General features: G+C 67.9%; 16 protein-coding genes. 6 read left to right on the forward strand and 10 right to left on the reverse strand.

Annotation, left to right across the window (positions count from 1 at the left end; all coding sequences use genetic code 11):
- Nucleotides 1-10: 10 nt before the first annotated feature.
- Nucleotides 11-769, reverse strand: coding sequence for a 5-oxoprolinase subunit PxpA (locus ABIN76_RS05390; RefSeq protein ID WP_346958921.1), 759 nt, complete (start codon nt 767-769; stop codon nt 11-13).
- A gap of 123 nt (nt 770-892) precedes the next feature.
- Between ABIN76_RS05390 and ABIN76_RS05395 the strand changes: the two genes are divergently transcribed.
- The gene (locus tag ABIN76_RS05395) at nt 893-1,579 is read left to right on the forward strand and encodes a GntR family transcriptional regulator (RefSeq protein ID WP_346958698.1); all 687 of its coding nucleotides are present in this window, start codon (nt 893-895) and stop codon (nt 1,577-1,579) included.
- A 43-nt stretch (nt 1,580-1,622) separates the two neighbouring features.
- Here the strand turns inward: ABIN76_RS05395 and galK are convergent, their stop codons facing one another.
- From galK to ABIN76_RS05430, 7 genes are all read right to left on the reverse strand, one after another.
- Nucleotides 1,623-2,810, reverse strand: coding sequence for a galactokinase (gene galK / locus ABIN76_RS05400; protein WP_346958699.1), 1,188 nt, complete (start codon nt 2,808-2,810; stop codon nt 1,623-1,625).
- A complete protein-coding gene (gene galT / locus ABIN76_RS05405; RefSeq protein WP_346958700.1) occupies nt 2,807-3,949 on the reverse strand; it encodes a galactose-1-phosphate uridylyltransferase in 1,143 nt (380 codons plus the stop codon). Before galT ends, galK begins: the two co-directional genes overlap by 4 nt.
- A 99-nt stretch (nt 3,950-4,048) precedes the next feature.
- Entirely contained in the window at nt 4,049-4,951 is a 903-nt protein-coding gene (locus tag ABIN76_RS05410) for an aldose 1-epimerase family protein (protein WP_346958701.1), read from the reverse strand.
- Nucleotides 4,948-6,468 (reverse strand): L-arabinose isomerase, encoded by a 1,521-nt coding sequence (gene araA / locus ABIN76_RS05415; RefSeq protein ID WP_346958702.1) that lies wholly within the window; start codon nt 6,466-6,468, stop codon nt 4,948-4,950. The genes ABIN76_RS05410 and araA overlap by 4 nt, the downstream gene beginning before the upstream one ends.
- 36 nt (nt 6,469-6,504) lie before the next feature.
- The gene (locus ABIN76_RS05420; protein ID WP_346958703.1) at nt 6,505-7,236 is read right to left on the reverse strand and encodes an L-ribulose-5-phosphate 4-epimerase; all 732 of its coding nucleotides are present in this window, start codon (nt 7,234-7,236) and stop codon (nt 6,505-6,507) included.
- The gene (gene araB, locus ABIN76_RS05425; RefSeq protein WP_346958704.1) at nt 7,233-8,948 is read right to left on the reverse strand and encodes a ribulokinase; all 1,716 of its coding nucleotides are present in this window, start codon (nt 8,946-8,948) and stop codon (nt 7,233-7,235) included. Before araB ends, ABIN76_RS05420 begins: the two co-directional genes overlap by 4 nt.
- Nucleotides 8,949-9,080: 132 nt before the next feature.
- A complete protein-coding gene (locus ABIN76_RS05430; RefSeq protein ID WP_346958705.1) occupies nt 9,081-10,103 on the reverse strand; it encodes a LacI family DNA-binding transcriptional regulator in 1,023 nt (340 codons plus the stop codon).
- A gap of 267 nt (nt 10,104-10,370) precedes the next feature.
- Between ABIN76_RS05430 and chvE the strand changes: the two genes are divergently transcribed.
- The 4 genes from chvE to ABIN76_RS05450 all read left to right on the forward strand — a co-directional run bounded on the left by chvE (nt 10,371) and on the right by ABIN76_RS05450 (nt 14,974).
- Nucleotides 10,371-11,501, forward strand: a complete 1,131-nt coding sequence (gene chvE / locus ABIN76_RS05435; RefSeq protein WP_346958706.1) for a multiple monosaccharide ABC transporter substrate-binding protein — start codon at nt 10,371-10,373, stop codon at nt 11,499-11,501.
- 102 nt (nt 11,502-11,603) lie between these two features.
- A complete protein-coding gene (gene mmsA / locus ABIN76_RS05440) occupies nt 11,604-13,133 on the forward strand; it encodes a multiple monosaccharide ABC transporter ATP-binding protein (protein WP_346958707.1) in 1,530 nt (509 codons plus the stop codon).
- A 5-nt stretch (nt 13,134-13,138) separates the two neighbouring features.
- Nucleotides 13,139-14,446 (forward strand): multiple monosaccharide ABC transporter permease, encoded by a 1,308-nt coding sequence (mmsB, locus tag ABIN76_RS05445; protein WP_346958708.1) that lies wholly within the window; start codon nt 13,139-13,141, stop codon nt 14,444-14,446.
- A gap of 192 nt (nt 14,447-14,638) precedes the next feature.
- Nucleotides 14,639-14,974 (forward strand): hypothetical protein, encoded by a 336-nt coding sequence (locus tag ABIN76_RS05450; RefSeq protein WP_346958709.1) that lies wholly within the window; start codon nt 14,639-14,641, stop codon nt 14,972-14,974.
- 66 nt (nt 14,975-15,040) lie between these two features.
- Here ABIN76_RS05450 and ABIN76_RS05455 read toward each other — a convergent pair whose 3' ends face one another.
- Nucleotides 15,041-15,778, reverse strand: a complete 738-nt coding sequence (locus tag ABIN76_RS05455; RefSeq protein WP_346958710.1) for a LysR family substrate-binding domain-containing protein — start codon at nt 15,776-15,778, stop codon at nt 15,041-15,043.
- 123 nt (nt 15,779-15,901) lie between these two features.
- On the opposite strand from ABIN76_RS05455, the gene ABIN76_RS05460 reads away from it, so the two are divergent.
- Nucleotides 15,902-16,306 (forward strand): DUF5997 family protein, encoded by a 405-nt coding sequence (locus ABIN76_RS05460; RefSeq protein ID WP_138767873.1) that lies wholly within the window; start codon nt 15,902-15,904, stop codon nt 16,304-16,306.
- Between the two features lie 35 nt (nt 16,307-16,341).
- Here the strand turns inward: ABIN76_RS05460 and ABIN76_RS05465 are convergent, their stop codons facing one another.
- A complete protein-coding gene (locus tag ABIN76_RS05465) occupies nt 16,342-19,743 on the reverse strand; it encodes a DEAD/DEAH box helicase family protein (RefSeq protein WP_346958711.1) in 3,402 nt (1,133 codons plus the stop codon).
- Between the last annotated feature and the right edge of the window lie 18 nt (nt 19,744-19,761).

Raw genomic sequence — 19,761 nt, forward strand, 5'->3', positions numbered from 1 at the left:
GGGGGTGTTGCTAGATGAATGAGGCGGTTCCGATGCCGGCAGCGCTAAGCGCCTCGCGAACCGCGGCCGCCATGGCTACGGCTCCCGGGGAGTCGCCGTGGACGCAGATGCTTTCGGCCCGGATTTTCAGGATGGAGCCGTCGATGGTGCGGACGGCGGAGTCGGTGGCCATCCGGAGGACATGTTCGGTGACCTCGGTGTGGTCATGCAGCACGGCTCCGGGGAGGGTGCGGGAGACCAGGGTGCCGTCGCGGTTGTAGGCGCGGTCCGCGAAGGCTTCGGTGACCGCCCGGAGCCCGGCCGCCTCGGCCAGGCGGAGCACTTCCGAGCCCGGCAGGCCCAGGATGGGCAGGTTCGGATCCACGGACTTCACCGCGTCGACGACGGCCCGAGCCTGCGCGGTGTGCGCGACGATCGCGTTGTACAGGCCGCCGTGCGGCTTGACGTAGGTGACCCGGCCGCCCTCCGCGGCGGCCAGGGCCTGCAGCGCACCGATCTGGTAAACGACGTCGTCCGCCAGTTCGTTGGGGTCGATGTCGAGGAAGCGGCGGCCGAAGCCCGCCAGGTCTCGGTAGCCGACGTGGGCGCCGATCATGACGCCGGCGGCGACCGCCTCGCGGCAGGTCCGGCGGATGACGCTGGGGTCCCCGGCGTGGAATCCGCAGGCCACATTGGCGCTCGACACGGAGCGGAACATCGCGGTGTCATCGCCGAGGCTCCAGCGTCCGTAGGACTCGCCGACGTCGCTGTTCAGGTCGATGGTGTTCAGTCCGGTGTGTGCCATTTGTGATCCTCGTCTCAGTGCTTGGCCCCCTCTTAGGATGCACCATTGCGTCGGATTGTTCAACAATCCGACGATTCTTTCCGGGGGCAATCGTGTAGATTCGGCACTATGACGACTTCCGACGCCGGCCCCCGCGCCTTGGCGGCCGCGGCGCGGCTGCGCATCGCCGTCCCCACGGTGGCGGACCGGGTGGCGGCCGAACTCCGCCAGCAACTGGCCGACGGACTGCTGCTGCCGGGCACCCGGCTGACCGAGTCGACGATTGCCGAAGACCTCGGCGTCTCACGCAACACCGTGCGCGAGGCCTTCGCCGAACTGGCCGCGGAGCGCCTGGTGGTCCGGCAGCCCAACCGCGGAGTCTTCGTGGCCAGCCTGGCCCCCGGCGACATCCACGACGTCTATACCGTGCGGCGCGCCATCGAGGTTGCGGGGCTGCGCGGCGGGGGCAGCCCGGAGCAGGTGGCCGCGGTCCGCGCCGCGGTTGAGGAAGGAAAGGCCGCGGCGGCGGCCGACGATGAGGAGGCGCTGGGCACGGCGAACCAGCACTTCCACCGCGCGATTGTGGCGCTGGCCGGAAGCCGGCGGCTGGATACGATCATGTCGCAGGTCCTCGCCGAGATGCGGCTGTTTTTCCACAAGGCCACCGTGGACGCGCACTTCTACCGCAGTTATCTGGACGACAATGAGCAGATCTGCGCCGCGCTGGAAGCCGGCCGCCCGGACCGCGCGGCGGACCTCCTGCTGGCCTACCTCGACCGCTCGGAACAGAGGCAGAGCGCCGTCCACGGCGAGTGAAGGCCTTGCATTTCCAGAGCCTGCGTTTCCAGAGCCTGCGTTTTCAGAGCCGGCGTGCTCCGGCGGCGGCCCGCACCGCAAAGATGTCCGGGGCCCGGAATCCGTGCCCGGCAAAGGCCTGCTGCACGGCCTCTTCCACGCGGCCGATATCGGGCCCGGGAACCAGCGCAATCGCGGAGCCGCCAAAGCCGCCGCCGGTCATCCGGGCCCCGATGGCTCCGGCGGCGCGGGCGGTGTCCACCGCGAGGTCCAGTTCCGGGCAGGAAATCTCGAAATCGTCGCGCATGGAGCGGTGGCTCGCATCCAGCAGCGCGCCGATCGCGGCGGCGCCCCGGCTCTCCAGCAGCCCGGCGGTCCGCGCCACCCGCTCGTTTTCATGGACGATGTGGCGGACCCTCCGGAAGGTTTCCCCGTCGAGAATACTTTCGGCCCGGGGAAGATCGGCGGCGCCGAGGTCCCGCAGGGCGGCCACGCCCATCAGTTCCGCGCCCCGGGCGCAGGAAGCCCGGCGCGCCGCGTAGCCGCCGCTGGCGTGGGCATGGGAGACCTTGGTGTCGATCACCAGGCACACCAACCCTGCCTCCTCCAGCCCCAGCGGGACCCGGGCGAAACTGCCGTCGCGGCAGTCCAGGTACACCGCGCAGTCCTCGGCGCCCAGCATGGAAGCGTACTGGTCCATGATCCCGGTGGGGGCGCCGACGACGTTGTTCTCCGCGCGGCGGCCGATGTCCGCCAGATCGGTGGCGGCCAGATCCGCCCCGGCCAGGGCGGCGAGGGCGGATGCGACGGCGCATTCCAGCGCCGCCGAGGAAGACAGTCCCGCGCCGACCGGGACGTCGGAGGAAACGAACAGTTCGAACCCCGGCACGGACACCCCGGCGCGTTCGAGCTCCCAGGCAACGCCGGCTGGATAGGCGGCCCAGGCCCCCGCGGGCCCCGGCTCGAACGTCTCGGGGTTAAAGGTGTCGAGGTCGAACTCGACCGGCGCCGCGGCGCCGAACGCGGAGGCCAGCAGCACGCGGCGGTCGCTGCGGGCGGCGACGGCGACCGTCGTCGTCCGGTCGATGGCGAACGGCAGGACCAGGCCCTCGTTGTAGTCGGTGTGCTCGCCGATCAGGTTGACCCGCCCCGGAGCCTGCCACAGCCCGTCCGGGGCGTGCCCGAAGTGCGCCGTGAAGGCGACGGCAACCGCTGCCGCGCCGGCGGTGCCGGCCGTGTCCGTCGGTGTCATGGCGTTCCTGTCCTGCCTGCCGCGGTGGCGCGCAGCGCGGCGGCGACCTGTTCCGGTGTGGTGTCGTTGATGAAGGCGCCCATCGCGGCCTCGGAGCCGGCGAGGAATTTGAGCTTGTCCGCGGCCCGCCGCGGTGAGGTGATCTGCAGCTGGAGGTAACCGGAGCGGCGCAGGGCCGGGTCCACCGGGGCCTGGTGCCAGGCGCTGATGTACGGCGTCGGGGTGCCGTATAAACCGTCGAGGCGGCCCAGGAGATCCGGGTATATGACGGCGAGTTCGTCGCGTTCGGCGCCGTTCAGCGCCGCGAGGTCGGGCACCTGGCGGTGCGGGACGAGGTGGATTTCGAGCGGCCAGCGTGCCGCGAACGGGACATAGGCGCTGAAGTGCTCACCTTCGACCAGCATCCGCGAGCCGTCCGCCCGCTCCCCGGCCAGGATGTGTCCGGTGAGGGTTTGTCCCGTGGCCGCGAGGAAGGCCTCGGCGGCCCTGGCCATCACCGCGGCCCGCGGTGTGAGGTAGGGGTAGGCGTAGATCTGCCCGTGCGGGTGGTGCAGCGTCACGCCGATGTCCTGGCCGCGGTTTTCGAAGCAGAACACCTGCTGGACCCCGGGCAGCGCGCTGAGGGCCTCGGTGCGGTGCGCCCAGGCGTCGATCACGGTGCGGACCCGCCGGGTGCCCAGCTTGGCGAAGGCGCCGGTGTGGTCGGGGGTGAACGCCACCACTTCGCAGCGGCCGCCGGCAGTCCCACGGGTGCCCCAGCCGGGCGCGACCGGCGCGGCGGCGAGGTCCGGCCCCAGCGAGGGGAAGCGGTTTTCGAAGACGACGACGTCGTAGTCGGGCGCCGGGATCTCCGAGGGCCGGCCCGGTGTGCTCGGGCAGAGCGGACATTCGTCCGCCGGCGGCAGGTGCGTCCGGTGCTGGCGGTGGGCCGCCACGGCCACCCACTCGCCGGTCAGCGCGTCGAAGCGGACCTCCCCCGAGGGGCCCCGCGGGGGCAGCCCGCGGGTGTCTTCCGTGCGGCGCTGCTGCGGGGTGGTGCCGTCGTCGAAGTAGAGCAGTTCCCGCCCGTCCGCGAGGCGGGTGCTGCTGACCGCCGTCCGCGATGCGGGGGCAGCGGCGCGGCTGGTGCTGCTGGTCATGGTGTGGTCCTTAACGCGGATTGGGTGAGGCGGAAATGGGAGAGGTGAAATCGGGAAGGCGGGCGGGTCATCCCGCCGGCCGCCCGGCGGCGTCCGAAGCTACACGGCGAAGATGCTCCACGAGGCCCGGTGCGACTCCCCCGGCTCGAGCCGCACGAGGTCGTCCCCGCTGTTGAAAGCATCCGGCGGGCAGCTCATCGGTTCGACGGCGAGCCCGGCCCTGCCGGGTCTGGGCGGTCCGGTGTCGCCGGTGTAGAGCTGCAGCCAGGGCAGGTTCCGGTCCCAGGACATGCCAACGCCGCCGCCGCCGGGATCCCGGACGAGAAGCCGGGTGCAGCCGCCGTCGTCGAAGCCCAGCCCGGTGAAGGCGTCGTCGATCATCGTCGCGCCGATGGGGCGCGGGGTATTGAAGTCGTAGGCGTGCCCGCGCACCGGCTGCCGCCCGGCGGGCAGGCGGCGTTCCGGATCGGCGGCCAGGAAGGTGTCGGCCCGGAATTCCAGGGTCCATTCATCCAGCGGTGCGGGGCCGGCCAGCAGGTAGGGGTGCGGGCAGACTCCGTACGGCGCGGCCCGGTCCCCGGCGTTGCTTGCCGTCACCTCGGCGTGCAGGCCGTCCCCGTCCAGCCAATAGCCGGCGGTGAGCCGGACCGCGAAAGGGTAGCCCGGCGCCGGGCCGAGGGTGCAGGAGAGCACCAGCGAGGACTCCCTGCGGGCTTCGGCTATCCAGTCCTGGCCGAGGGCCAGGCCGTGCAGGGCGCAGCCGCGCCCGGGCTCGTTGACCGGCAACCGGTGGCTTTCGCCGTCGAAACTGTAGCGGCCGTCGGCGATCCGGTTCGGCCAGGGGGCGGCGATGATGCCCCGGAAGTCCGGGATCGGTCCGCCGGCCGGGAACGGAAGCACCAGGTCGCGGTCCCCGTGCCGCAACTGGCGCAGCGCGCCGGCCCGCGCGGTGAAGACGGCGCTGTAGCCGCCGGCCTGGATCCGGTGGTCGGTCCAGGTCACAGCCCGCCGGCCAGCCGGTAGTACGCCGCGTTCCAGTTCAGTTCCTTCTTGAACTGCTTGATCGTGGTGCCCTCGTCGATCGCGAGCAGTTCGGTGCGGGCGATCTCGGCGAAATCCTCGAACACGTCCATGCCGACGGCGGTGGTCAGCACGGTGTGGTGGGCCGCGCCGGCGGTCAGCCACGCCGTGGCGGAGGTGGCGAAGTCCGGCTTGGGCGACCACAGGGCGCGCGCCACGGGCAGCTTGGGCAGCGGTTCGTCCAGGTCCACGACGTCGACGGCGTTTGCGACCAGGCGGAAGCGGTCGCGCATATCCGAGAGCGCCACCACGACGCCGGGCCCGGCGTCCGTGTCGAAGACCATCCGGACAGGGTCGTCCTTGCCGCCGATGCCGAGCGGGTGGATTTCGACCCGCGGCTTCGAGGCGGTCAGCGAGGGGCAGACCTCCAGCATGTGGGCGCCCAGGATCTTCTCCTGGCCGGGGGTGAGGTGGTAGGTGTAGTCCTCCATCAGGGAGGCGCCGCCGGGCAGTCCGGCGCCCATGACCTTGGCCGCGCGGACCAGCAGCGCGGTCTTCCAGTCACCCTCGGCGCCGAAGCCGTAGCCGTCCGCCATCAGCCGCTGGACGGCCATGCCGGGCAGCTGCCGCAGCGCGCCCAGGTCCTCGAAGGAGGTGGTGAACGCCGCGGACCCGTTGGTTTCCAGGAAGTGCCGCAGCCCCAGTTCAATCCGGGCGCTGTAGCGCAGCGACTCGTGCCGCGCTCCCCCGGTTTTCAGCTCGGCGGCCACCTCGTAGAGCCGCTCGTACTCGGCAACCAGCGCGTCGACGTCGGACTCCGCGACGCCGTGCACGGCGTCGGCGAGCTCGTTGACGGACCAAGTGTTGACTGAGACGCCGAAGCGCAGTTCGGCCTCGGTCTTGTCGCCCTCGGTGACGGCGACGTTGCGCATGTTGTCCCCGAAGCGGGTGAGTTTCAGGGTCCGCACCGCCGCCCACCCAGCCGAGGCGCGCTGCCACACCCCCACCTGGCGGGTGACCTCGGGGTTGGACACGTGGCCCACCACCGTTTTGCGCGGAATGCCCAGCCGGGACTGGATGTAGCCGAACTCGCGGTCGCCGTGCGCGGCCTGATTCAGGTTCATGAAGTCGAAGTCGATGTCCGCCCAGGGAAGCTCCACGTTGGCCTGGGTGTGCAGGTGGAGCAGCGGCTTGCGCAGCAGGTCCAGGCCCTGGATCCACATCTTCGCCGGCGAGAAGGTGTGCATCCAGGCGGTAACACCGATTACCGCGTCGTCGGAGTTCGCTTCGAGGGCGGTCCGCCGGATCGCATCCGAGTCGGTCAGCACCGGCTTCCAGACCACCCGGACCGGGACGTCGGAGGAGCCGTTGAGCTGGCGGGCGATTTCCTGCGACTGCTCCGCCACCTGCTTGAGGACGGCCTCGCCATAGAGGTGCTGGCTGCCGGTGAGGAACCAGACCTCATAGGGCTCAAGGGAGGTGTTGTGGGCGTGGGTCATGGGATTCTCCTGGAAATTCTTGGGCTGGTCCCGGCCCTAGCGGCCGTAGACGTTCTGGTAGCGGTCGTGCAGGGCCTCGATCTGGGCCTGGTCGATCGGCAGCGGTTCACCGAGCTGGCGCGAAATGTGCACGGTGCGGGCCACCTCTTCACACATCACGGCGGCCTTGACCGCCGCGCGGGCATCCTTGCCGATGGTGAAGGGTCCGTGGTTCTGCATCAGCACCGCCGGCGAGGGCGAGCCGGACAGGGTCTCGACGATCCCGCGGCCGATCGCGTCGTCGCCGATCAGGGCGAACGGCCCCACTGGGATGCTGCCGCCGAATTCGTCCCCCATCATGGTCAGCACGCAGGGGATCGCTTCGCCCCGGGCCGCCCACGCGGTGGCGTAGGTGGAGTGGGTGTGGACCACACCGCCCACCTCCGGCATATGCCGGTAGACGTATGCATGCGCGGCGGTGTCCGACGACGGCGTGAGGTCCGGGTTCTGCCACTGCGCCATGGAGCCGTCCTGTGCAGCGGAGCCGGTCTCGGCGGAGGTCACAGGGGTGCCGTACAGGTCCGTGACCACCATGAGTTCAGGGGTCAGCTCATCGTAGGAGACGCCGGAGGGCTTGATCACCATGAGGGCATGGCCGGGGACCCGGGCGGAGACGTTCCCGGCGGTCCAGACCACCAGTTCGTACCGGGTCAGTTCGGCGTGCAGGGAGCAGACCTCCCGGCGGAGCCGGGCGATGGTTTCCGGCAGGCCCTCCGCTCCGGCGCTCATGCCGGGACTCCGGCGGACAGCAGCGGTGCGGCGGCCCTGCGCTGGATCGCCTTGAGCCGGTGCATGACCTCGTTGGCTCCCCTGCCGAAGTAGTCGTGCAGGGTCCGGTATTCGCGGAAGAGTTCCTCGTAGGCGGCCACGTTTTCCGGGATCGGCGTGTAGACCGCCCCGGGTTCGGCGCCCATGGCAACGGCGGCGGACCGGACGTCGGGGTAGTGGCCCGCGGCGACTGCCGCGTGGATTGCCGCGCCCAGCGCCGGGCCCTGGGTGGATCCGATCGTGGAGAGCGGGAGGCCGGTGACGTCGGCGTAGATCTGCATCAACAGCTGGTTCTTGATCAGGCCGCCGGCCACGGTGAACTCGCGGACAGGTACCCCCGAGTCCCGGAAGGCGTCCACGATGGTGCGGGTGCCGAACGCCGTCGCCTCCAGCAGGGCCCGGTAGGTGTCTTCGGGGCGGGTGGCAAGTGTCTGGCCGACGATGACGCCGGACAGCTCGTGGTCCACCAGCACCGATCGGTTGCCCGAGTGCCAGTCCAGGGCGATCAGACCGTGCGCGCCGATTGCCTGGCGCGAGGCGAGTTCGGTGAGGTATTCGTGGATGCCGAGACCCCGGCGGGCCGCGGCATCGTGGTATTCGGGCGGGACCCCGTTGCCGGTGAACCAGCCGAAGATGTCGCCCACGCCGCTCTGGCCGGCCTCGTAGCCCCAGAGTCCGTCCACGATTCCGCCGTCGACCGCGCCGCACATGCCCGGTACCTCGCTCAGTTCAGCTCCGTTCATGACGTGGCAGGTGGAGGTGCCCATGATCGCGACCAGTTGTCCGGGTTCCACGGCGCGGGCGGCCGGGGCGGTGACGTGCGCGTCCACGTTGCCGACGGCGACGGCGATTCCCTCGGGCAGGCCGGTCCAGGCGGCGGCCTCGGCCGTGAGGTAGCCGGCGGCGTCGCCGAGCCGGCCGATCGTGTGCTCCAGTTTGCTGCTGACGAAGTCCCGGAAGCCCGGGTTCAAGGCGGCGAGGTAGTCATCGGACGGGTATTTGCCGTCTTGGTAGATGCCCTTGTAGCCGGCTGTGCAGGCGTTCCGGACGTAGTTTCCGCACAGCTGCCAGACAATCCAGTCGGCCGCCTCCACCCAGCGGTCCATGGCGGCGTAGACCTCGGGGGCTTCCTCCAGGAGCTGGAGGCCCTTGGCGAATTCCCATTCCGAGGAGATCAGCCCGCCGTAGCGCGGCAGCCATTCCTCGCCGCGCTCCCGGCCCAGGGCGTTGATCCGGTCTGCCTGCGGCTGCGCCGCGTGGTGCCGCCAGAGCTTGACGTAGGCGTGCGGGCTGTTGGCGAATTCCGGCAGTTCGTTCAGCGGTGTTCCGTCGGCCTTGACCGGCACCATGGTGCAGGCGGTGAAGTCGGTGGCGATTCCGACGACGGCGGCCGGATCAATCCCGGCGTCGGCGACGGCGGCGGGGACCGCGTGCCGCAGGACGTCGCGGTAGTCGTTGGGAACCTGCAGTGCCCAGTCCCCCGGGAGCCGGGCGGCGTCGGCGCCGGCCGTGTCGGTGGGGAGGGCGTCGGTCAGGACGGCGTGCGGGTAGTCGAAGACCGCGCTGCCGAGTTCCTTGCCGTCGCGCACACGCACCACCACCGCCCGGCCGGAGAGGGTGCCGTAGTCCACCCCGATGACAAAGTTCTCGGTGCCGTCTGCTGTGACGTCCATGAAATCCTCCAATAACGTGCCCGCCGAACCACGGGCTGGGTTAATTGTGAGCGCTAACACTTTGGCTGTCAAGGAGTCCGCCGGCAGGCGGGTAACGCGGAGGCCGCGGGCCTGGAAGCGGCGCGGGGCGGGCTAGGCGATGCCGGCGGTGCTCGCGCGGATGACCAGCTCGGGGGCCACCACGGTGTTGGCACTGGGTGCACCGTGCTCGATCTGGGCCAGGATCAGGTCCACGCAGCGGCGGCCCAGCTCGCGGAAATCCTGCCGGACGGTGGTCAGCGGCGGGGTGAAGTACGCGGCCTCGGGCTGGTCGTCAAAGCCAACCACCGAGACGTCCTGGGGCACCCGGACGCCTGCCTCCGTCAGGGCGCGGAGCAGGCCCAGCGCCATCTGGTCATTGCCCACCAGGACGGCCGTGGCGGTGCGGTCCGCGGCGAGTGTGCGGCCAAGCCGGTAACCGCTACCGGCACTCCAGTCGCCTTCCAGCTCGAGGTCCGCTTCGAGTCCCATCTCCGCCAGCTGCTCGCGCCAGCCCTGGGCGCGGGCGTGGGCGTCCATCCAGTCGCGCGGCCCGGAAATGTGGCCAATCCGGCGGTGTCCCTCGCTGATCAGGTGCGCCACAGCCATCCGGGCGCCGAGCTTCTGGTCCACCATGGCACCGCTGAAGCGGCCGGGGCTGCCGGCCCCCACGACGACGACCGGCACCTGCAGGTTCAGGCTCTCAAGGGTCTGGACGGTGCCGCCGTGCGGAACGATCACTATGATCCCGTCCGCGCCCTGGTCGGTGAAATGCCGGACGGCATCGGCCACGGAGTCCGCCGTCGAGTCCTTGAGGGCCGCGATGCTGACGAAGTACCCGGCCTCGCGGGCCGCCTGCTGGACACCCACCAGGGTATTGGCCGGTCCGTACTGCGCGAGCTCGACGCCGAGGACCCCGATGGTCTGGGAACGGCGGGTGACCAGGCTGCGGGCGGCGGTGTTGCGCCGGTACCCGAGCTCGGCAATGGCCGCCTCGACCCGGTCCCGGGTGGCCTTGCTGACGTTGGGGTGGTTGTTGACCACCCGCGACACCGTCTGGTGGGACACGCCGGCCAGGGTGGCCACGTCCTCAAGACGCGGCGGACGTCGATCACTAGCGTTCCCCGGCTGAGGCATTTTCCACTCCCTGTGCAATGTGTTGTCAACATCCTACGGCCGGGGCGTAAGGCGCCCGGGCCGTGCCTATTCTGTGACTTGACTCACAAGCCAGGCCGGTGCTACGTTCATCAAACAGACTTGTTAGCGCTAACACAAGCGGGCGTAATCTAGGCTCGTCGGGACATGGCTAACCGGACCCAATCCATACAGGACCGTCGGAAGCGCTGGCGCTGCGACGGTCCCGTACCAGTTCGCGGACTGTGCTGTCCGCGGAAGGAGAAAAACGTGAGAATCAAGAAACTCCTGGGCGCGTTCGCCGTCGTCCTGGCCATCACCGCAGGGGCCACCGGCTGCGGAAGCCGCGGCGGCGCCGCCGCCCCGTCCTCCGGCGCGGCCGCGGATGCCGCCGGAGCCCTGGTCGGCATCTCGATGCCCACCCAGACCTCCGAACGGTGGATCGCAGACGGCAAGAACGTCTCCGAATCCGTCACCAAGCTGGGCTACAAGGCCGATCTGCAGTTCGCCAACGATGACATCCCCACGCAGGTCTCGCAGATCGAGAACATGCTCACCAAGGGTGCCAAGGCCCTGATCATTGCCGCGATCGACGGCACCACACTGACCGATGTCCTCGCCAAGGCGAAGGAGCAGAACGTCAAGGTCATCGCCTACGACCGGCTCATCAACGGTTCCCCCAATGTGGACTACTACACCACCTTCGACAACTACACCGTGGGCGTCCAGCAGGCCACCTCGCTGCTGACCGGCCTGGGTCTTGTCGACGCGAGCGGGAAGAAGGTCGACGGCAAGGGTCCGTTCAACGTGGAGCTCTTCGCCGGCAGCCCAGACGACAACAACGCCAACTTCTTCTGGAGCGGCGCCATGGACACGCTCAAGCCGTACCTCGACGCCGGCACCCTGAAGGTTCCGAGCGGCCAGACCAAGTTCGAACAGGCCGCCATCCTCCGCTGGCAGGCTCCCGTGGCGCAGAAGCGGATGGAGGACATCCTCACCGCGGCCTACAGCTCCGGCAAGAAGCTCGACGGCGTGCTCTCCCCCTATGACGGCCTGTCCATCGGCATCATCTCGGCCCTGACCAGCACCGGCGGCTACGCCAAGGGCAGCCTGCCGATCGTCACCGGGCAGGACGCTGAAAAGGGCTCCGTGAAGTCCATCATCGCCGGCGAGCAGTACTCCACGATCTTCAAGGACACCCGCCAGCTCGGCGCCCAGGCCGTGAAGATGGTCGACGCCGTGCTCAAGGGCCAGGAACCGGAGACCAACGACACCAAGACCTACAACAACAAGGTCAAGGTGGTCCCGGCCTACCTGCTCAAGTCCGTCATCATCACCAAGGACAACTACAAGAAGGAACTCATCGACTCCGGCTACTACACCGACGCCGACGTCAAATAGCCTGCCCGCGCGGGGTGCGGCCGGACCGCCGGCCGCACCCCGCGCGCAGTCACCCTTTAACCGCAGAGCGGCCCAGTTTCGACCAGTCAGTGGGAATTGACGATGAAAACACCCATTCTTCAAATGCGAGGAATCACCAAGACCTTCCCGGGCGTGAAGGCCCTGCAGGACGTCACCCTGGAGGTGAACCGCGGCGAAGTCCACGCCATTTGCGGGGAAAACGGCGCCGGCAAGTCCACCCTGATGAAGGTGCTCTCCGGCGTCTACCCGCACAGCTCCTTCGACGGTGAGATCCTCTTCGAAAACGAACCGTGCAACTTCTCCGACATCTCGGACAGCGAGAAGCGCGGCATCGTCATCATCCACCAGGAACTGGCCCTCAGCCCGTACCTTTCCATCGCCGAGAACATCTACCTCGGCAACGAGCAGGCCCGGAACGGCTGGGTGGACTGGCGCAAGACCAACCTGGAGGCCGCCAAGCTGCTGGCCCGGGTCGGCCTGAGCGAGAACCCGGTGACGCCGGTCCAGCACATCAGCGTCGGCAAGCAGCAGCTGGTCGAAATCGCCAAGGCGCTCTCCAAGAAGGTCAAGCTCCTCATTCTCGATGAGCCGACGGCGGCCCTCAACGACGAGGATTCCGGCCACCTGCTGGACCTCATCCTGCATCTGCGGGGCCAGGGCGTCACGAGCATCATCATCAGCCACAAACTCAACGAGATCCGCAAGGTCGCGGACGCCGTCACGATCATCCGGGACGGCAAGACCATCGAAACCCTGCGCCTCGACGAGGGCAGCGTCACCCAGGAACGCATCATCCGCGGGATGGTGGGGCGGGACCTGGAGAGCCTTTACCCGGAGCGCGAGCCGGTGATCGGCGAGGAAGTCCTCCGGATCGAGGACTGGTCCGTCCGGCACCCGCAGGATCAAAGCCGCATGGTGGTCAACAACGCCAGCCTCAACGTCCGCAAGGGCGAGGTGGTAGGGCTCGCCGGTCTCATGGGTGCCGGCCGCACGGAGCTGGCGATGAGCGTCTTCGGGCGCACGTACGGCACGGCGACGTCCGGGAAAGTGTTCAAGTACGGCCAGGAGATCAACACCTCCACGGTTGCCGACGCGATCAAGCACGGCCTCGCCTACGCCACCGAGGACCGCAAGCTCTACGGCCTGAACCTTATCGAGGACATCAAGCGCAACATCTCCATGGCAGCGCTGCGCAAGCTCGCCAAGGGCGGCTGGGTGGACAAGAACAAGGAAACCCTGGTGGCCAACGGCTACCGGAAGAGCATGAACATTAAGGCGCCGTCGGTGGCGGCCATCACCGGAAAACTCTCCGGCGGCAACCAGCAAAAGGTCGTGCTGAGCAAGTGGATGTTCTCCGATCCGGATGTGCTCATCCTCGACGAGCCCACGCGCGGCATCGACGTGGGCGCCAAGTTCGAGATCTACACGATCATCGCCAAGCTGGCCGCCGAGGGTAAGGCGGTCATCGTCATCTCCTCCGAGCTGCCGGAGCTGCTGGGCATCTGCGACAGGATCTACACCCTGTCCGCGGGGCACGTCACCGGCGAGGTGCCCATCGCCGAGGCATCCCAGGAAACCCTCATGCACTACATGACCCAAGAGAAGGAATAGCGAACATGTCCGCCCTACGAGAATCCCTCGGCTTCCTTACCAGCCGCCTCCGCCAGGTTGGCATCTTCGTCGCCCTGATCCTGATTGTCTTGCTGTTCCAGGTCCTCACCGACGGCATCCTGCTGGAGCCCCAGAACGTCACCAACCTGGTCGTCCAGAACAGCTACATCCTGATTCTTGCGATCGGCATGGTGATGGTCATCATTGCCGGCCACATCGACCTGTCCGTCGGGTCCGTCGCCGGTTTCATCGGCGCAGTTGCCGGCGTCATGATCGTGCACTGGGGCTGGCCCTGGTGGGCGGCCATCCCGGCCTGCCTCCTGGTCGGCGCCCTGGTCGGCGCCTGGCAGGGCTACTGGATCGCCTACGTCGGGATCCCGGCGTTTATCGTCACCCTCGCCGGCATGCTCATCTTCCGCGGCCTGACCCTGATCACGCTCAAGAACCAGCAGATCACCCCGTTCCCCGCGGAGCTGCGTGCCCTCGGCGGAGGGTTCCTGCCGGACATTTCCGGCGGGACTTCGGTGCTGGAGTGGCTCACCGTGATCCTGGGCGTCGGAGCCACGCTGGCCCTGCTGATCCAGTCCATCAAGGAACGCCGGATCCGCGCCAAGTTTGAGCTCGAGAACGAACCCATGACCTGGTTCGCGATCAAGACCGCGTTCATCACGCTGCTCATGCTGGTCATCACCTTCCTGCTGGCCAGCTACCGCGGCACCCCGATTGTGCTGATCGTGCTTGCGGTCCTCGTGATCGTCTACAGCGCCCTGATGAACAACAGCGTCTTTGGCCGCCACACTTACGCCATCGGCGGGAACCTGCACGCGGCCGAGCTGTCCGGCATCAAGACCAAAGCCGTCACCTTCCGGCTCTTCGTGAACATGGGTGTGCTCGCTGCCCTGGCCGGACTCGTCTTCACCGCCCGGCTCAACTCCGCGCAGCCCGCCGGCGGCACCGGGTTCGAACTGGACTCCATCGCGGCGGCGTTTATCGGCGGCGCCGCGGTGACCGGCGGCATCGGTACCGTGGCAGGTGCGATGATCGGCGGCCTGATCATGGGCGTTCTCAACAACGGCATGTCCATCCTGGGCCTGGGCACCGACTACCAGCAGCTCATCAAGGGCCTGGTGCTGCTGCTCGCCGTCGGCTTCGACATCTTCAACAAGAACCGCGGCGGCGGGGGCAGCCTGCTGGGGAAACGCTTCAAGCGCAACACCACCCCGCCGGCCACCGGGACCGCCGCCCCCGCGGCGGAACGCACCGCCGGCGCCGCCCAGGACTCCGGCCGGACCGCCACCGTCCCGACTCCCTGAGTCGGTGACCTGAGCAGAGGACCTGAGTCGGTGACCTGAACCGGCGCCGCGCTGCGGCTCCGATCTGCGAAACGCACAGTTCCTGCCGCCCCGGATTCCGGTGGCGGCAGGAACTTTTCGCATCACGGGCCGATCTTCACGGACGAATCCCGGCCGCCGGGTCGCGAAGCGCCGGCTTGCTAGGCTGATTCCATGAAACGTCCCCTCGCCGCCGCGTCCCTTGCCGTCCTCGCGATTGTCCTGAGCGCCTGCGGCCAGGTGCAGCAGGCAGCCGAGAAAGCCGTCAACGACGGCGCCTCCCAGGTCGCCACCGCGGCCGGAAGCGAGATCAAGAAGCAGGCCTGTTCCCTGGTTGAGGACGGCCTGGTCAGCGTCCAGGACAAGAAGGCCCTCGGCGCCTTGGTCTCCGGTGCCCAGGGCGCCGGGGTGCCCGCCGAGATCACCACGCCGCTGAAGCAGATTGCGGATTCGGGCGACCAGGTGCCGGCCGATTCGGTTAAGGCCCTCCGGGACGCCTGCGCCAAGTAACTGGCAGTCTGTTGGCGTTCTGAGCCTGCAAAACGCCAATAAGCGCCAGCCTGCCGGGTCAGCCGGTCAGCGCTTTCCCTTTTTCCGGGATCCCTTGCCGCGGCCCTTGTCCGGGTTGGGCGCGTACCGTTGCGCCACCTTCGGTTTCTTGACGGCGGGCCCGCGCCGGTCCGGCTTCGGCTCGCGCTTGGGCTTCTCCTGCTGCGCCGAGGGCTGCCGGGAGCTGGCCGCGGTGCGGCCGCGGACAATGCCGATGAACTCCTCGATGACTTCGTCCGTGGTGTCGCTGGGCCAGGCCAGGGCAATCTCGGTGGTGGGTGCGCCGGTGAGTTTCCGGGCCACCGTGTCCTTGACGTTGAAGTGCCGGGCCACGGACATCGGCAGGATGGCCAGTCCGGCCCCGGCGGCAACCACCTGCAGCGCCGCTTCGGGCCCGCCCAGGGCCGCGACGTCGAGGAAGGTCTCGGCGGCGAGGTCCGCCAGTGCCACCTCCTCGAACACGGAGATTTCGTGCCCCTTGGGCGCCACCACCACGGGCTGTTCCTCGTAGAGCGGGATGACGCTGAGGCCCTCGCGCTCCACCGGCAGCCGGACGAAGCTTAGGTCCGCCGAGCCGTCGCGCAGCACCGCGAGCTGGCCGCCGTCGTCGGACATAAAGGAGTGCAGCGGAACGTCGGGCATCCGCTCTTCCCAGCGGCGGATCCATTTACCGGGGGTCACGCCGGCGACGTACGCGAACTTCAACTCCCGCGTAGCGGGGACCGGTTCGTCGTGGGGCTGGGCTGTTTCTTCTTCTGCGGACACACGTTCACAGTACCGTCACTGCCGCCGGGGCGGCCCCGTCCCGGCGGCCGATTGGTGCTGCTTTGGTGCTGTTTTGGTGCTGTTTTGGTGCCTTGCGGGCTGGCCGCCGGATACCCTTGAAGCATGACCTCTGCAAACTCCCAGTCCATGAAGCCGGCCACCGTTGCCAAGAAGCTTGGCATCTACCTGCCCGCAACACCCCAGGAGTTCCAGGATTCAGTCATCACCCGCGCTGATTTCGCCGAGCTCCAGGCCAACCCGCCGGAGTGGCTGGCCGAACTGCGCCGCACCGGCCCGCACCCGCGCCCCGTGGTCGCGCAGAAACTCAACGTCTCCATCAGCGGCCTGGCCCGCGGCGGCGTCGAGGAAGCGCTGACGACGGCGGAAATCACCGCCCTGCTGCAGGCTCCCCCGGCCTGGCTGGTCGCCGAGCGCGCCACCCACGCGGCCGTCCGCGCCGAAGCCCAGCGCGTCAAGGACGAGGCCGCGAAGAAGGACGCCAAGAAGGCCCGCGCCAAGGCCGAGTAGCCTCGCCGCGGGCCAGCTGGCCCGCTAAGCCGTACTCACCCCACGCGGGCGCTGCTTTCGATCGCCCGGAGCGTCCGGATGAGCCGGACCGCGCGCTCCTCGCCGAAGAGCTCATCGGGCCCGCTGGGGGCCAGCTCGCTGTAGGGCGATTTGAACAGCGCATCGGGCTTGACCACACCATTCTCCGTGAGCTGGTTGACGAGGAGTTGAAGGAAGTCCAGCTGTGATGCGGTGAGTGCGGTGTCGGAAATGAACTCCGCAAGGGCCTCTTCCACGGCGTCCCGGTCAAGGCCCACGAGGGAGCGCACGAACAGGCCCAGCCCCTCCATCCCGGCCCGTTCCAAGTCCACGCGAGTGCCCACCCCGCTCTCCGCCAAAATGCGGCCAAGCTCCTCGAGGTCCTGGTCGGTCAGCTGACGGTTCCGCCTCAGCCGCTGGATGGTGGTGTGGTCCTGATAGCCGGCCAGGTACAGCCGCGTCTTGTCCCGGTACCGGCTGAAGTCCATGAAGCCGGTACTGGCCCCGGCGAGTTCAATCTCTTCAAGTTCTCCGAGTTCGTCCTGGAAGTTGGTGTACACCACGTTCCGTTTGCGCTTCTCGATCAGGTGCACAAGGTCGCGCAACTGGACTCGGATGGACTCGAGCCATTCCGGCGACACGGACTCCCACTCGCCGTCGTCGAGAACGGTCTCAAGCAGGACCATCTTCGCGGCGATGGCCGGAACGTTGGGCTGGTCCTGCAGGGCTGCTGCTACGGACTGGATCTTCCTCCGGAAACTAACCAGACTTGCCGGGTCCGTCAGTGCGGCCAGTTGCGCTTGGTACATGGTGCAGTCGAAGCGCTTGGCCTCCTCGGCGTCGGGAAGAGCACCAATGCTCGCCAGCCGGGCCAGGTCGTGTTCCAGAGCATCAAAGTCTTCACCGGCGAGGCCAACCCAGGTCTGGTCTTCGGCAAACCGGTCCACCCACTGCCGGGCCGGTTTCACCAGGAAGTTCTCACGCGGAAGCCTGTCGATGGTGTGCCGGAGCGATGACCGAAGCCCTTCCACATAACCGTCGGCGGGAGCCCAGGACAGGTCTGCGGCCGCGCGCAGGATTCTGGCCCGGGTGGCGAAGGTGATTTCGGCCAGCGACTTGGCGACGCTGCCTTCGTTCCCGGGCATTCCTGCGTTGAAGTACTCGGCGTTGCGGCAAAGGTCGAAGATCAGAAAGTCCTGTTTGTCCTGTCCCGGGCCGAACAGGTCCGGGCACAACCGGGTGCCGCGGCCAACCATCTGCCAGAATTTGGTCTTGGACCGGACCATCTTGAAGAACACGAGGTTGACGGCCTCGGGGACATCCACACCCGTATCCAGCATGTCCACGGAGATCGCAATATGCGGGTTGCTGTCGCTCTTAGAGAAATCGTCGATCAGGGTCTGGGCATAGTTGACCTGGTAGGTGACCACGCGGGCAAAGTGGCCCTTGAACTGCGGGTAGTGATGGTCAAAGCGGCTGGCGATGAACTCGGCATGCTGGCTGTTCTTGGCGAAAATGATGGTCTTACCCAGCCGGTCCCCGCCGGCCACCTTATGCCCGTGGGTCATGAGCACTCCAAGCGCCTTGTCCACGGTATCGGTGTTGAACAGCCAGGAGTTCACGACCGCGGGGTCAACGACGTCGGGAATTTCGCCGTCCTCGTTCCACTCCAGTTCGTCCCATTGTTCCTTCTCGGCGTCGCTGAGGTCGTCGTAGCGAATGCCCTCGTAGGGGAACTTGAGCGGAACCGGCACCACCCGCGGCGGTACCAGGAACCCGGCGTCGATGGCGTCGTTCAGCCCGTACGCAAAGGTGGGAACGTTGTCCTCGATGTCGAAGAGGCTGTAGGTGTTGCGGTCCACCTCCGACTGCGGAGTGGCGGTAAGGCCGATCAGCAGGGAGTCGAAGTACTCGAAGATCGCCCGGTATTTCTGGTAGACCGAGCGGTGAGCCTCGTCGATGACAATGAGGTCGTAGTGGCCGATGCCGAAGCGCCGCTGGCCCAACGTTCCCGTGGTCTTATTGATCAGATTCATCATGGTCGGGTAGGTGGCGACGTGGATGCGGCTGTCGGCCTCCTCGCCGGAGCCGAGGATGACCGGGCCGGAGCCGGGCAGGTGGGTCTTGAATGCGTTGGCTGCCTGCCGCACCAGCGCGGTGCGGTCGGCGAGGAACAGCACGCGCTTGGCCCAGTTGGCCTCCTGCAGCAGTTTGGCCAGCGCGACGACGGTGCGTGTCTTTCCGGTACCGGTCGCCATCACCACAAGCGCCTTGCGCTCATGCTGGGTCTCGTAGGCCTCGGTCACGGCGCGGATGGCGTTGTGCTGGTAGGCGCGTTCGACGATGGTGTTGTCGATGGGCTGTTCGGCCAGCGGTTTCCGGCTGTTCCGGCGGTCCACCAGAAGCTGGAGCTGGTCCTTGGTGTGGAATCCCTGGATCTTGCGTTCGGGATACATCGCGTCGTCCCAGATCCACGTTTCATAACCCGAGGTGTAGTAGATGACCGGACGGCGTGCGTAGCGGCGTTCCAGGCAGTCGGCGTACAGCTTGGCCTGCTGCTTGCCGATGTGCGGGTCCTTGGTGGTGCGCTTGGCCTCGACCACGGCCAGCGGCAGGCCGTCGTCGCCCCACAAAACGTAGTCGATGAATCCTGTGCCGGTGAGTGCCACCGTCTTGGTGGGCATGGTGTCCACCGGGAACTCGCGGTCTTCGGGGTTGCCGAGCGGCCAGCCGGCCTCGTTGAGGTCCAGATCGATGAGGTGTTTGCGGGTCAGGGCTTCGTCGTAGTCGTGGTTGTCCGGGACGGCCTGGTTCTGCTTCTTGGCCGCGGCGATCTGGGCTTGAAGTTGCTGTAGCTGCGCTGCGAGATCCTCGTTGGCCGCGGCGGCTGTCGCCAGGGCTTCGTCTTTGACCTTCAGCTCCGCTTCCAGCTGCTGCAGCTGGACCGGTGACTGCTGCGGGACCGGCGCCTTGGGCGCCGGGGCCAGGAGGGCCGCGTCGAACGCCAACGACGGCGTCAGTTGGTTGCCGTTCTTGCCGTAGTTCCGGACAAGCCAGTAGCAAACGTGGTGCAGCTCTTTGAGGACGAGCTCCGCACCCAGGACCGTGGGGTTGACCGGGTTGTGGACCGCGTTATTTCCGGCCTTGCGGATGATGGTGAATTTGCTGCCGATAACGCCGCCGACGAGGTTCTTGAACGCGGGCTCGTTGAGGAGCGCGTTGAGATCGTCCTTGTACGGCAGCGCCAGTGCGGGCTCCACCTTGTAAAGCCACTCCACCAGGCGTTCGGCGGTGTACCGGGCGTAGAACATGGAGGCGCGGGGGTCGATCCGGGCGAACTGCTCGGCGCGCCGGGCATGCTGAGCCAGATCCGGCCAATCAGCCAGCATGAACCCGAAATTGCTGTTGCCTGCCCCCATGCAGTCTTCTCCGCTCCT

This window comes from uncultured Arthrobacter sp., assembly GCF_964021775.1.
Taxonomy (GTDB): domain Bacteria; phylum Actinomycetota; class Actinomycetes; order Actinomycetales; family Micrococcaceae; genus Arthrobacter.